This window comes from Parabacteroides sp. Y3-G-102, from assembly GCF_023656845.1.
GTDB classification, from domain to species: Bacteria; Bacteroidota; Bacteroidia; order Bacteroidales; family Tannerellaceae; genus Parabacteroides; species Parabacteroides distasonis.
On record NZ_JAMOKU010000041.1, the window covers coordinates 1 to 14,565 of the forward strand.

Here is a 14,565-nt window from a genome sequence, read left to right on the forward strand (position 1 = left end):
CCTTCAGCATACGGAGCTTGAACTCCATGCTGTAATTTTTACGTTCTCTTAACTTGTTTGACATGTTACACACGTTCTTTTAATTGTTAATTACGTGTGAAGTAAATCTGTATCATGTCACTGGATAAAAACATGACTTTTTCACCCAACCAGCCACTTCTCGATATTGCGGGTCTCGGAAGAGAAGTTCACGCCGATCTTGAAGACTTCCCGGTCGTCTCCGGCGAAGGGTAGGGCGTAGCCTTTCTCCTCGATCTGCCGCAGGGCCTCCTCGGCGGTTCCGTTGAGCTTGAACTCCATGATATATACATAGCGATCGGTTTGCAATACGAGGTCTATACGCCCGTTCGAGGTATGGTACTCCACTTGCGTGTACAGGCCGACCAGCTTGAAGACGATGAAGAGGACGTTCCGGTAATGCAGCTCCGTGTCTCGCTCCGGCTTTTGCCCGGCGATCACCTCGTAGGGTGTGTCGGCGAAGAAGCTTTGGAGGCGGTGGAAGAAGGCGTCGTAATTGCCAGACCGTATCTCCCGAACGAACTGTCCGATCTCGAAGGGGGTCTTAGAGGCTTGTATGCTCGTATAGAAAGGAAGTAGGTATTTGACGAAACCTTCTTCCACCTCCTTGTTCGGGAAACCCAGTCGATAAATGCCAAACTCAGGATCATAGCCCTTGATGGTTAGATACCCGCTTTGGTAGATGACGGGTATGGGATTGTTCGAGGCGGAGTCGATGCTGTTCAGCACATCGGCGTCGGTCTCCGTGTTGGCCATCTCGTAGAGGTCGTAATGGGTGTGCTTGAGCAGCTCCACGAGGTAGGAGGGTGTTCCGGTCTCGAACCAGTAGTCACCGAATTTCCTTCTGGCGAAGGTGTTCAATAAGCTGAAAGGATTATACATACCGATGGAGTTCTCCACGAAATGGTAGCCGTCGTAGCGGTCCTTGAGCTTTCGGCTGGTTTCCTCGCAGGTCATATCTTGCGTGTCGGCCAGTTCCTTCAACTCGTCTTCCAGATAAGTATGGATCTCTTTCTCGGTGATGCCGCATATCTCCACGTAGCGTTCGTCCATTGATAGGTCCATTAGGTTGTTGAGGTCGCTGAACACGCTCACCTTGCCAAACTTGGTCACGCCGGTCAGGAACGCTAGGCGGATATATCCGTCCATGCTCTTCAGAACGCCGTAAAACGCTTTCAGTATAGAGCGGTAGGCCTCCTGTAACTCCAGATTCCCGATCGCCTGTAGCAAAGGCTTGTCATACTCGTCTACCAGTATGACCACTCTCCGTCCTGTTCTCTCATAGGCACGGCGTATCACGCCGGTGAAACGATCGGATGGTGTTATCTCTCTCTCGTCTTTCCCCCACAGGTCTTCCCAAAGGTTCAGATAACGTCGTAATATACTCTCTAATGCCCCAGGGTCAGAATATCTCTCCGCATTTAAATCCAAATGTAAGATGGGGTATCTTATCCAGTCTTTTTCCAATTTCTCCATTGCCAGTCCCTCGAACAGCTCCTTCTTTCCTTGGAAATAGGCCTCCAGCGTGGACAGCAACAGGCTTTTCCCGAAGCGTCGGGGGCGGCTGAGGAAATAATATCGTCCGGTTGTTACTAATTGGTAGATTAGGGCGGTCTTATCAATATAGAGATAACCATCTTTGCGAAGGCTCTCGAAGTTCTGTATGCCGATGGGATAAATTGTCTGGTTCATATCGTCCTATATTTTATGCGACTTATAAGCAAAGTTACATAAAATATAGGAGAGGAACCGTATCTTTAGAAGTAAATTTTCAACAATAATATCTTACTATGAAGTCGATTTATAACTCACTGATAGTAAGATGGATAAATATGCTTGTCGGATTTACGTAAAAACACGTACATGTTTTCACGGATTCACGTACGTGTTTTTGGGAATTCACGTACGTGTTTTCCGAAAAACATGTACGAATAAAAAACAAGTCTGGAAAAATAGACAATAAGTAAGAAGTTTTTATTCCTTATACTTAGCCACCATAATCACGGGGTTGGATTCCTCATTTAATCCCGCTGCGATCTCATTCAAGCGGCCTTTCAGCTTACCTCTCCCGTAGGCTTCCACCAACTCATTGGCTTCTAGTTTCTTTATGAAAGCGATCCCATCGTTATTGATGATCTTTAGTATTCCGTGTTCGTACCACATATCAACGGGTGTCTGATCTACGAAATCGTTATTATATACGACACACTCAAAGATAGCGTCCTCTTGTTTATCATATACCAAGTCGGTTCTGGGGAATCCGGTTTCTTTCTCAAAATCCCATTGTTTCTTTGTTGTTTGCATGAAATAATACCGGTCGGTAAGAATACTTGGATAAAGAAATACTTCCGGGGCCATAGAGCGGATAGGTGGAGTCCTTACGATAAAGGGTTTGATAGAGTGATCTTGGGAATAACTATAAATCGTATCTGTAGATGGCTCTATTAAGACCCAACTTCCATTTTGGGAAATTAATTCGGTATTACGAGGTCCTGCGGACCAAATTCCTTTTGATAAAAACGGTGATATCTTATGCTCATAAGGGAGTTCGATTTCCTTGACAATGCTCCCGTCTTGTTTGGACAGGAGCCAAAATGCGCTTTTTCTCAGATTTTTATAATTGCCAATCTCATCGTAGCAGATTAAGTTGTCTTGATCGAAATTGTATATCTTCCCGCTATTGAAATTAAAATCTTTATCGTATTTTAAAGTTCGCTTAAAGTTTCCGGACAGGTCGTATACGATAAACTGGCTCGAATAGTAGTTGTTGATAAACAGCTCACCTTTCTCCTCATCGAGGGCAATAGACCCGATATTCGTGTATTCTTGGCTACCTTGGCCGCTGCGGTTGATTTTTCTCTGGCCTTTTCCGGTCCGGTCGAAGATAAATATATCTCCGTCTTGTCCGTTCTTGTTTCTAAGGATTATGAGATTTTTGCCGATGGCTTGCATGCTGGCTGAGGTTATGAATTCCTCATTCGTTTCTAATGGGATGTATTCCACATCCAAAAAGTCTTGAAGAATCAGTTCCTTCTTCGGATAATTTGCCGTGATATCCACGGTTAAAAAGTCGTTAGCCGGTTGCTTACCACTTTCGCATCCCGTTATCAGGAACAGGATCATCGCAGAGATTGTGAGTATAAGTTTCATGGTAGTATGTTTTTAAAGGTGTCCCTTTAGCAAACATATGCTTTTCTCACTGTTAGAAAAATATTTTATACATCTATTTTCGTGAATGTGTTGTTTAACATTATCTTTGCAAGTCAATGAACGTGAATATGGAAGATGATTTTGATATAAGGGATGCCCGGATGCCGGAAAACGAACGAGAGTACGAGAACGTGCTTCGGCCGCTTTCGCTCCGTGACTTCAGCGGGCAGGCGAAGGTGGTGGAGAACCTGAAGGTGTTCGTCATGGCTGCCCGCATGCGTAAGGAGGCGCTGGATCATGTGCTTTTGCATGGACCTCCCGGGTTGGGAAAGACGACGTTGTCGAATATTATAGCGAACGAGTTGGGGGTTGGTTTCAAGGTCACGTCGGGGCCGGTGCTGGATAAGCCGGGAGATCTGGCCGGGGTATTGACCTCGCTGGAGAAGAACGACGTGCTTTTTATCGATGAGATTCACCGGTTGAGCCCGATCGTGGAGGAATACCTGTATTCCGCTATGGAGGATTACCGGATCGATATCGTGATCGATAAAGGACCAAGCGCTCGCTCGATACAGATCGATTTGGCTCCGTTTACATTGATTGGCGCTACGACCCGTAGCGGCTTGCTGACTAGTCCGCTGCGTGCCCGTTTCGGCATCAATATGCACTTGGAGTATTATGATATGGAGACGCTGACGAAGATCGTGCTCCGTAGTGCTAATATCTTGAATGTAAAATGTGAGTTGAACGCCGCTAGGGAGATCGCTTCCCGTAGCCGGGGTACGCCTCGTATCGCCAACGCTTTATTGCGCCGTGTGCGTGATTTCGCTCAAGTGAAGGGGAACGGAGATATCGATAAGGCGATCGCTTGCTTCTCTCTGGAGGCGTTGAATATAGACCGGTATGGCTTGGATCAGATCGATAATAAGTTGCTGACGACGATCATTGATAAATTCCAGGGAGGCCCGGTCGGATTAACGACGATCGCCACGGCTTTGGGCGAGGACCCCGGAACGCTAGAAGAAGTGTACGAGCCTTTCTTGATCAAAGAGGGCTTTATCAAACGCACGCCCCGTGGCCGTGAGGTCACCGATTTAGCTTATACCCATCTGGGACGTAGCCGGGTGGGGGAACAAGGTTTTTTATTTGATTAGACAGATACGATATGGCAGGAGGAATGAAGCGGCTCGCTAAAGAGACAGCCGTTTATGGATTGAGTAGTATAGTGGGGCGTTTCCTGAATTGGATGTTGGTGCCGATGTACACACGTGTGTTGGCCGGGACAGGGGATTATGGGATCGTGACGAATTTATATGGTTGGACAGCCCTGTTGCTGGTCTTGCTTACTTATGGCATGGAGACGGGTTTTTTCCGCTTCATCAACAAAAAAGAGGAGCAAGAGCCGATGCGGGTGTATGCTTCCGTGCTGTATTGCTTGCTGGGAAGTTCGGCGCTGTTTAGCGTAGCGGTTTTCACCTTGTTACCATCTATTAGTGCCGGCTTGGGATATGGCAACCATCCGGAGTATATCGGGATGATGGCGGGTATCGTGGCGGTAGACGCTTTTTGTTGCATTCCGTTCGCTTATCTTCGGTATAAGGGGAAAGCATGGCGTTTCGCCGGGATTAAGTTGCTGAGTATTTTCTTGAATATTATCTTGAATATATTCTTCTTGATCACTTGTCCGTGGTTGCATACGCACTATCCGGAGGCGATAAGCTGGTTCTATCGTCCGGATTATGGGGTAGGCTATGTATTCGTGGCGAACGTGTTTACGACACTGATAACCTTATTGCTTTTGATCCCGGATATCTTGCCGGGCATACGGGCGAAAGTAGACGGAACGGTATTGAAACAAATCTTGCGTTATTCCTTCCCGATCCTCATTCTAGGTATTGCCGGTATCTTTAACCAGACGGCAGATAAGATCCTGTTTCCATTCTTGTTTGATGATAAGGAGTATGCGAACGAGCAATTGGGTATATACGGCGCATGCTTCAAGATCGCCGTGGTGATGGTGATGTTCACGCAGGCTTTCCGGTATGCCTATGAGCCGTTTATTTTCGCTAAAAACAAGAGCGATGATAATAAGAAAGCCTACTCGGAAGCGATGAAATATTTCATCATATTCGCCTTGTTTATCTTCCTCGGGGTAATGTTCTATATCGATATCTTGAAGTACTTTGTCGGGCCGGCCTATTATCCCGGATTACGGGTAGTGCCGATCGTGATGCTGGGCGAGTTGTTCTTCGGTATTTATTTCAACCTCTCCTTATGGTATAAGCTGATCGACCAGACACGATGGGGCGCCTATTTCTCCACGATCGGATGTGTGGCCACGGTCTCTATCATCTTGCTGTTCGGTCCCTCGTACGGTTATATGGCTTGTGCGTGGGCATCGTTCTTTTGTAATTTATTGATGATGCTTTTATCCTATTTTGTAGGACAAAAGAAATTCCCGATCGAGTACGACTTGAAATCCGCGTTTCTTTATTTCGGAGTGGCGACGGTGTTATACGTGGCAGGCATGGCACTGCCGATACAGTCTGAATGGCTCCGGTTGGGATACCGCACGATCTTATTAGGCGTATTCATCGCATTTATGATTAAAAGGGATTTACCTTTACGAGAACTCCCGTACGTAGGACGTTTCTTTCGTTAATCGGTAAGTTCGGAGGGCTTGGACGGCGTGGCGATTGGCATCGTGATAACGAAGCGTGAGCCTTTCGTATAAGACGGATCTGTCTTTATCTTACCGTTTAGCCGGTTAACGATCAAGCGACATAGGTAAAGCCCCAGGCCAGAGCCGGGAATGAAATCATTGGTCTTCGTGAAACGCTCGAATATCCATTCCTGTTTGTCTTGAGGGATGCCGCAACCCGTATCTGTTACCGATAGGGTCACTAGATTGGCTCCGCTATCCAGATGGTATGAAAGCGTGATGCTTCCTTTCTCCGTGAATTTATTCGCGTTTGCCAGCAGATGCGAGATGATCAAACTGAAATAAGCACGGTTGGTCAAGACCATATCATTCTCCTTATCGCCTTCCACCACATAGTTGATCTCCGGCTTCTCTTGATATTTCTTTACCTGTTGCATCTCATGTAAACAAAGCTCATGGATACGTGTGGGAACAAGAGGAAGGGAATCATTGCCGCTATCAAGCTGGGCGATCTCAAGGAGATTGTTCAGCATGGAAGTCAAGTGGTAACAGTTTTCATAGATAATACGGCTGAAAGCCTGTTTCTCGTCCATGGAGATATCGTCGTTGGTGATGAGTTCCGAGAAACCGTTGATTGCGTTTAAGGGAGTCCGTATCTCATGCGACATATTCCGGATGAAGGCGGTCTTCATCTCCTCGCTTTCTTGTGCTTTCTGGTTCGCTATCAAGACCAGCTCGTTAGACTTCTGCAATGCCCGATAGAGGGATCTCATTTTGCCTAGCCGGAAAAAGATATAGAACACGGCGCATAAAGCTAGAAGCAATAAGGATATATACAGGTAATTCTCTTTCTTGCTTTTCTGTAATTCCAATTCCAATGATCTCTTTTCGATCACCAACTCGTTCGCCCCTTTCTCGATCTCCAGATTTTCCATTTTCTTCCTGAGTTCTTGCATACGTAAGGTGTCTAGCAATACAGCGTATTCCTTGGATGTCTCATAGGCTTCCTTGTACATCCGGAGGCTGTCGTAAGCGGCAGCTTTCGCGGACACATAGGCGATTACATGTTCCTTGTAAAGCGGTATCTGTTTGGAGAAATTGATCAAAGAGTCACTGAACTCAATGAATTTCTTATAGTCCTTAATACCTAGGTAATAATTCGATGAGGTGTAGTAGAGCTCATACTCCGGGGCGGCGCTAGCTGATTCCGGATAAGCCTTCAGCAGATTCATGAACTTACGGTAATAAGAGGTCGCCAAATCCTTTCCAATAGCCTCGGCGCTAATGGCAAGGTTTGAATAAGCGCTTAATAATTGACGTTTGTTGACTGCGTAAGGACGTTTCCTCATCTCCGGGATGTTAGAGTAACCTAAGATCGTATTTAGGTAACGGGTAGCATATTGTCCTCGTTCTTGAGGGTTACTCGCATAAGCGCATAGCATGAAATAGGTGTTAGGCAAGAAATTGTACGCATATCGTAGGGGCAGTTTTTCCGCCTCGGCCAGAACATTGTCGAAATATTCTCTTCCTTGCTTAAAGTCCTCCTTAAGCATATTTTCTTCCATAATGCTGTTGCTGACAGCCATACCAAGTATATAATTGCAGGCTATTTTCTCGTAGGGAGACAATTTATCAGGTTCTTCCAGCTTGAATAGGCAATTCATGAGGACTTTCTTTCTCGGTTCACCGGATGTGTAGAATATGACGCGCGTATCTTGTATCATTTTCATGAACGACACGAGGCTGGCTCTGGCTTCTCCTTTTAGCTCCTGTTCGGCCTTGGCGATGTAGATATTTGCGCTATCGGTTTGGTCCGTGTTGATATAACGTCGGAGAATCTCGGTCAACGCCGCTTCCTTATAGTAATTGTCATTCGCTTTTAAGGCCTCCTGATAGAGTTGTTTAGCGTTTACTAATATGTCATCGTTTCGTGAGATATCCATTAAATTGGTAAGGATTTCCAGTCTAGAGCGTTCGGAGGTTGCTTTTTTCAAGGCGCTTTTAAGCGAGTCTGGCGTTGTCGTTTGAGATGAAACGACAAAGGACATAAACAATAAGCATAAAAGCATTAGATATCGTTTCATACAAATAGGATCTCTTTTTGTTGTGTTACAAGTGCAAATATACGTAATCTCACTATAAAAAAACGATTAGATAGTTAGAAAAACAAACAATTGAAATATCTTTGCATAAATATGGGACAAGATTAATACCGCATGGAAAAAGGATTGCTACATAAACAGATTATGGATTTTTTTGTCCGTAATTTCGACGTCAGGCAGGAAAAGGAAGATGAGCTGGAGACGATAGAATCCATTAAAAAGGGGATAGAGTTTAAGGGGACGAACTTATGGGTACTTATTTTCGCTACGTTTGTCGCTTCTCTCGGGTTAAATACCAACTCTACGGCAGTGATCATTGGCGCGATGTTGATCTCGCCGCTGATGGGACCGATCATGGGATTCGGCTTGGGATTGGGTATCTCTGATTTCGAGTTGATCAAGCGGTCGTTCCGTAATTTTGCCACGGCTACGGTCTTCAGCGTAATAACGTCTACCTTGTATTTTCTCATATCACCGATCAGTGAGGCCCAAAGCGAGTTGCTTGCCCGTACGCAGCCCACGGTATACGACGTGTTGATCGCTTTCTTTGGCGGTCTGGCGGGAATCGTGGCGAGCTCTACGAAAAGCAAGGGAAACGTGATCCCGGGTGTGGCTATCGCTACGGCGTTGATGCCTCCGCTTTGTACGGCGGGATTCGGTTTGGCGAGTGGTAATTTATATTACTTTTTCGGCGCTTTCTATCTGTATTTTATCAATACGGTATTTATTAGCTTGGCTACTTATGTGGTGGTACGTTTATTGAAGTATCCGAAGAAAGTATTCCTGGATAAACAACGGGAAAAGATCGTGACCCGCTATGTCGGTATTATCGTATTCTTTACGATCGTACCCAGTCTTTTCTTGAGTTATAACTTAATCCGTAGCAGTTATTTTAATGAGAGGGTACGAACGTTTGTCACCGAAGAACTGAGTTTCCCGAATACGCAAATATTGAGTAAGGTGATTACGGATACAAGCGAGAAGAAAGAGGTAAAAGTGGTGTTGATCGGACAAACCGTACCAGACGAGATGATCGCGAACGCAAAAGCCAAAATGCCAAAATACGGATTGAAAAATGTCCATTTGATCGTACAGCAGGGCTTTGGCCAGGAAGCGACGGATATCAACGAGCTGAAGAGCCTGTTGATGCAGGATTTGTATAAGAATAGCGAAGAGGTGCTGCGTGTGCAAACCATCCAGATCGATTCTTTAAAACGGCAGGTTGACAAATACCAGAGTTATGGGCGCCTGACATCCGAGTTGATCCCGGAAATGAAAGTGTTGTTCCCCTTTGTGGTAGAGGCTTCTTGCTCGCATACCTATATCGTGAATACGGAGACGGCGAAACCGGATACGGTCATGCTGGTTTATCTGAAGAGTAAGACGAAGGTGAAAGAGGTTGAGCGTAAAAAGATTACAGAATGGTTGTCGGCCCGTGTCGAGGTAAAAAACATTAAGTTACTAATCGAATAATTTAGACTAATAAGAGAAGAATGAAGTTGATGAAAAGAGTGTGGGCGGCTTTGTTGCTTTTAGCCGCTTCCGGCCAGTTATATGCCGATGAGGGCATGTGGGTGCTGAAGGAATTGAATAAGCAGAATTTGGCGAGAATGGCCGAGTTGGGTTTTACCCCATCCTATGATCAGTTGTATAGTGAGACGGATCCTTGCGTGGCGAACGCCGTGGTAATCTTCGGTGGCGGATGCACGGGTATTACGGTTTCGGACGAGGGCTTGATCTTTACGAACCACCATTGTGGTTTCGGTTCTATCCAGCAATTGAGCAGCGTGGAACATGATTATTTGAAGGATGGTTTTGTATCCCAAAGCAAGCAAGAGGAGTTGCCGGTCCCGGGTTTGTCGGTACGTTATTTGAAAGAGACGGTAGACGTGAGCGATCGTATTAACAGCCAGATCGCCGGTATAGAGGACGAGTTCCAGCGTTTATCCGCCGCCGATTCTATCGGTCGTGTGATTTGTGACTCTGTGGGTAATAGTGAGTTCCAGGCAGCCGACGTGGTTCCTTTCTATAACAATAACAAGTATTTCTTGGTCGTATATGACGTATTTCGTGACGTGCGCATGGTGTTCGCTCCGCCTAGCTCTATCGGTAAGTTCGGTGGGGATACGGACAACTGGATGTGGCCCCGCCATACCGGTGATTTTTCCGTGTTCCGTGTGTACGCCAACGCGGATAATAAACCGGCGGAATACAACGCGGATAATAAGCCTTATACCCCGAGATATGTAGCGGAGGTGTCTATGCAAGGTTATCAAGATAAGGATTATGCCATGACAATCGGTTTTCCGGGAAGCACGGATCGTTATTTGTGTTCTTGGGGCGTGCAACAGCGTATCGAGAATAGTAATAAGCCCCGTATCGAGGTGCGTGGCATCAAGCAGGGCATCTGGAAAGAGGCTATGTCGGCTAGCGACGCCGTACGTATCAAATATGCCTCCAAATATGCGGGAAGCTCCAATTATTGGAAGAACTCGATCGGTATGAATAAAGGATTGGCGAATCTAAACGTGATCGAACGTAAACGTGCGGAGGAGACGGCCTTCGCTGATTGGGTAGCGAAAGATCAGGCCCGGGGCGCTAAATATGGCGAGGTCTTGAATTTGCTGGAAAAAGGATATACCTCGACCAATAAGTATAGGGAGGCGTTGACCTATTTGAATGAGGCGTTTTCCAGTGGAGCGGAGATTATTCGTTTGGCTCGTATGGTGCAATCGGTGGATATAAACGGAGCTACTCCGGAAGAGATTACTGTCTTTTTAGAGGATCGTATCCAACCGTTCTTCAAGGATTACGAGCCGTCTTTGGATCAGAAGGTATTGGCCGCGATGATGAAGATCGCGAAAGAACGTGTATCTTCGGAGTTCTTGCCGGATATTTATACGAGCGTTGATAAGAAGTATAAAGGAAATTATGAGAAATATGCGGCGGATGTATTTAAGAAGACTTCCTTATTGTCGTACGACAAGATCGCCGAGATGTTGAGAAATCCGAAGCAATATGAGAAATTGAGAAAAGATCCGGCGGCGGAACTGAGCTTGTCCGTATTGGTGTCTATCTTCCAGTTACAGCAGTTGATGGGTGATGCGGAGTATGATATCGCTAAGGGAGAACGTTTGTATTTCGCGGGCTTGAAGGAGATGTATCCGGAGAAAGCTTTGTCTTCCGACGCTAATTTCACGATGCGTTTAAGCTATGGTTCTATCGGAGGGTATCGTCCTTATGATGCCGCATGGTACAATTATTACTCAACGGATAAAGGTATCCTAGAGAAAGAGGACCCGACGAGCGATGAGTTCTGGGTACAACCGGAGATACTGGATCTGGTTCGTAGCCGTGATTTCGGACCTTACGCAAATGAAAAAGGGGAATTGCAGCTGTGCTTCCTCTCGAACAATGATATCACTGGTGGTAATTCCGGTAGCCCGGTATTCGATAAAAACGCCCGTTTGATCGGACTTGCTTTCGACGGTAACTGGGAGGCGATGAGTGGTGATATCGCTTTTGAACCGGATTTGCAACGTTGCATCGGCGTAGATATCCGCTATGTCCTTTTCATGATCGATAAATGGGGTAAATGCCCAAGGTTGATTGAGGAGTTGAAGCTGGTTCGATGAGAGAAAAAAGAGATGGGCATCCATGATTTCCGCGGATGCCCATTCTAAGGAGCTAATAATGCCCATTGTAAGGTGCTTTGAATGCCTATTCTAACAACCTTACGATGGGCATTGTAATATCCTATACGATAGGAAAGTTCTAAATGCCTAATTTAGACTTGATTGCCTTTGGTATCGCATCCTTATGTACCATGATATAGATCGTCTTGGCACGGACAAAACTATCGGACATGTTCAAGTAACCTCCGAAAGTATTACGCTCGGTTCCCCAAGAGTTCTTCGTGATATAATATTTCGTACCGTTTTGATCCTTGGCGATGCCGGTAAGGTGCATCAAATGATCGTCGGTCGTGACGAATGTCTCGAAGCCTTCTTGACGGACTTCCGGAGTAACGTTTACTTCCGGGAAAGGTTTCTCGAATTTGTAGACTTCTTCCAGACGTTCCTTCTCGTCCATTTTCTCAAAGCGGGCACGGTCGGTAGTAGAGTAATCATCTACTTTCTTCACCTCCGGGTTGATAGCTACACCGTTCTTGAAAGAGAAACCTTTCTCGCTCACGTCGCCATCCCAACATACCGTGTAACCATTATTTAAAGCATAATCCGCGACTTGCATCATCTCATCCAACGGGAGGTTATACATTTGCGCATGTTCCCAGTTATCGGGAACCTCTACCTCGAATTTCTGGTAATACGGATGATGCGTGAAGCTTGTCAGCTCGATATAATCGTCCATATTCAACCCTAGGGAGGCGGCGAATGTCTTCGGGGTATATTCCTTGCCTTGATAAGTGAATTTCTCCGGAAGCTTGCCTAGGTAGGTATCGAATAGGTTATCGATTAGTTTGTAATATTCCGGGCTGCGTTTCTTCATGTCCACAGCTGTCGTTGCGATCGCCTTGATGTATTTTACCATCTCGGCATGATTGTGCCGGTCGGAATCGTAGTTGATACCCGAGTACACCTCTTCCGGAACGATACCTACTTGGTTGAAAGCGTTCATGAAGGTGTGGGAGAGACTTCCTTGACCGATATTACCTCTACCTTGGCGGACATAATTATCCTGCAACTGGTTCATGTATTTCTGGCGGACGATAAACATCTCGGAGAGATCGTACGTCCCTTTTCCCATACGGAGTAATTCCGACTCCATGAAAGAGGTCGTGGCGAAGCACCAACAGGTTCCCGTGGATGCTTGATTCTTGACTGGCGTGGCGGGTACCTTTACTACATCCGTAAATTGGTAGCCTTGAGCGAATGTGCTCAAGGAACCTAACGCTAAGGCGCATGATAGAATGAATGTTCTCATTGTATATGAATTTAAGTTTATATTATTATTGTAGAGACGGGGTGTGCCTCGTCTCTACTATCGGATGTGGTGATTAGAAGCCTCTTTCGAATTGGGTCCAGAATGAGTCTCCCATTTCTCTCCAGCGTAGCATCGTGGCTCCGGCGAAATCGGCGGTATATCCGGTTAGGTATTCTTTTGCGGCCTCCTCACCTTGTTGGGTAAGAATCTCTTTGTAACGGCTCTCTACGAAAGGAAGTTCTGTCTGCCCTTTCTCCGTAAAATGGGCGATAGATGCTTTCATACGATCTTTAGTCGCTCCCCAACGTACGGTAGCGAGTTTATTGGCACGACGGAAAGCCCATACGGCGGCATCTTCCCGGTAACGGTGCTGTCCGCAAACCTTGAAGCAAGCCGGGAGATCTTTCGTCCCACAGAAGATGGGGATGCGGGGGCTTTGTCCGGGATTATCATAGGCCATCCAAACCACGCCGCCTACCGCATTGGGTAACCAGTCACGTAACTGGATCACGGTAGAGTAGGAGCATTGTGGTACGGCAACCAAACGGTAGCTTTTTACGGCGTCCGGTTTTAACCCATTCAACATGTTCACCATATCCCGAGTCATCCAAGGATTGGCTACCGGACTGATAACCGTATCGGTCTCGTTACTATCTTTTTTCTTTACGGCTACTTTCAAGTTCTGGGTCATATCGTATTCCGTACCCTCGTACGTTTCGGAGAGGAGAGCCATCACATCCGTTACGGATACTTGCCGGTCCGGTTTTACGCTGATGGGAAGTTCTTCCGCGTCATACGATAAACGTAAGGAAGGCGCTAATTTATTCAATATAAAGAACTCACGGATACTGAATGATTTCAGTTCACCGGCATAGTTCCCACCGGCATACGCTTCCCAGAAACGGAACGGTTTCTTTCCGTCCCAGAAGCCCATGCGCTTGGCTACCTCGAATACGTTGGCGGAAGCCATGCAATTGTCCGTATCTTTCGGATCGACCTTAGAGATACGCGGGATATTCGCCGATACGCCTACATGATCGTCGGGGATACGGATCGCCGCCCATACGCCACCGATCTTATCCGGACCCTCGCCGAAGACCTCGAAATGCCATACCTCTTTCGGATCCGCTATCGTAAGGCACTCGCCCCAGTCGCCATATCCGTATTTCTCGATCAACTCGCCCATCACACGGATGGCATCACGGGCGGTCGTGCAACGTTGTAAGACGATTCGCTGAAGTTCCTCGATCATGAACATACCTTTCTTGTTGACAAGGGCTTTCCGGCCGGTGATTGTTGTTTCCCCGATGCCTAGTTGCTTCTCGTTCAGGCAAGGATAGGCCGTGTTGAGGAATTGATACGTAGACTGCGCTTCGGGCAGTGTTCCTTTCGTTATCATCCCCCGGGTTCCCTCGGCATATTCGGTATGCATACGTCCGGTATAGACCGTGGTTGTCGTATCGTGATCGTACGAGGCGGAAGGTACGATATCCATCCAAGTGCGGTAATTGCTATCGCAGGTGTGGCTAGTCATCACGGAGCCATCCGCCGAGGCTTTTTTACCGACCATGATACTCGTACAACTCTCCGGGTTCAAGATCGGCTCCGGATACTGGATTTGTTGCGCTACCGAAACGGATAGGCTGGCGCAAAGCATAAGAACATAGGTAAAAAGTTTCTTCATCTTTC

At 46.5% G+C, this 14,565-nt stretch carries 9 protein-coding genes; 4 read left to right on the forward strand and 5 right to left on the reverse strand.

Translation table 11 applies throughout. The features are described from left to right. Positions 1 to 141: 141 nt before the first annotated feature. Together NBH16_RS17670 and NBH16_RS17675 are read right to left on the reverse strand one after the other, a co-directional pair. Complete coding sequence (locus NBH16_RS17670) at positions 142 to 1,710, reverse strand: PD-(D/E)XK nuclease domain-containing ATP-binding protein (RefSeq protein WP_196009299.1); 1,569 nt, start codon at positions 1,708 to 1,710, stop codon at positions 142 to 144. Between the two features lie 282 nt (positions 1,711 to 1,992). Next, positions 1,993 to 3,168: a DUF4934 domain-containing protein gene (locus NBH16_RS17675; protein WP_195205687.1), complete on the reverse strand. Its 1,176-nt coding sequence runs from the start codon at positions 3,166 to 3,168 to the stop codon at positions 1,993 to 1,995. 128 nt (positions 3,169 to 3,296) lie between these two features. Here NBH16_RS17675 and ruvB point away from each other — a divergent pair, with 128 nt between their 5' ends. Both ruvB and NBH16_RS17685 read left to right on the forward strand, forming a co-directional pair. Next, complete coding sequence (gene ruvB / locus NBH16_RS17680; protein ID WP_010182716.1) at positions 3,297 to 4,322, forward strand: Holliday junction branch migration DNA helicase RuvB; 1,026 nt, start codon at positions 3,297 to 3,299, stop codon at positions 4,320 to 4,322. An 11-nt stretch (positions 4,323 to 4,333) separates the two neighbouring features. Next, entirely contained in the window at positions 4,334 to 5,830 is a 1,497-nt protein-coding gene (locus NBH16_RS17685; RefSeq protein WP_122145562.1) for a lipopolysaccharide biosynthesis protein, read from the forward strand. Here NBH16_RS17685 and NBH16_RS17690 read toward each other — a convergent pair. After that, positions 5,827 to 7,914, reverse strand: a complete 2,088-nt coding sequence (locus NBH16_RS17690) for a sensor histidine kinase (protein WP_250788912.1) — start codon at positions 7,912 to 7,914, stop codon at positions 5,827 to 5,829. The two genes, NBH16_RS17685 and NBH16_RS17690, sit on opposite strands and share 4 nt — an antisense overlap. Positions 7,915 to 8,046: 132 nt before the next feature. On the opposite strand from NBH16_RS17690, the gene NBH16_RS17695 reads away from it, so the two are divergent. Then, a complete protein-coding gene (locus tag NBH16_RS17695; protein ID WP_048926904.1) occupies positions 8,047 to 9,405 on the forward strand; it encodes a TIGR00341 family protein in 1,359 nt (452 codons plus the stop codon). Positions 9,406 to 9,434: 29 nt separating this feature from the next. After that, the gene (gene dpp7 / locus NBH16_RS17700) at positions 9,435 to 11,567 is read left to right on the forward strand and encodes a dipeptidyl-peptidase Dpp7 (protein ID WP_349213355.1); all 2,133 of its coding nucleotides are present in this window, start codon (positions 9,435 to 9,437) and stop codon (positions 11,565 to 11,567) included. A 139-nt stretch (positions 11,568 to 11,706) separates the two neighbouring features. Here the strand turns inward: dpp7 and NBH16_RS17705 are convergent, their stop codons facing one another. Together NBH16_RS17705 and NBH16_RS17710 are read right to left on the reverse strand one after the other, a co-directional pair. Beyond that, positions 11,707 to 12,876, reverse strand: coding sequence for a C1 family peptidase (locus NBH16_RS17705; protein ID WP_048926902.1), 1,170 nt, complete (start codon positions 12,874 to 12,876; stop codon positions 11,707 to 11,709). A 73-nt stretch (positions 12,877 to 12,949) separates the two neighbouring features. Further along, positions 12,950 to 14,560: a dipeptidase gene (locus NBH16_RS17710; RefSeq protein WP_121772798.1), complete on the reverse strand. Its 1,611-nt coding sequence runs from the start codon at positions 14,558 to 14,560 to the stop codon at positions 12,950 to 12,952. Positions 14,561 to 14,565 lie beyond the last annotated feature (5 nt).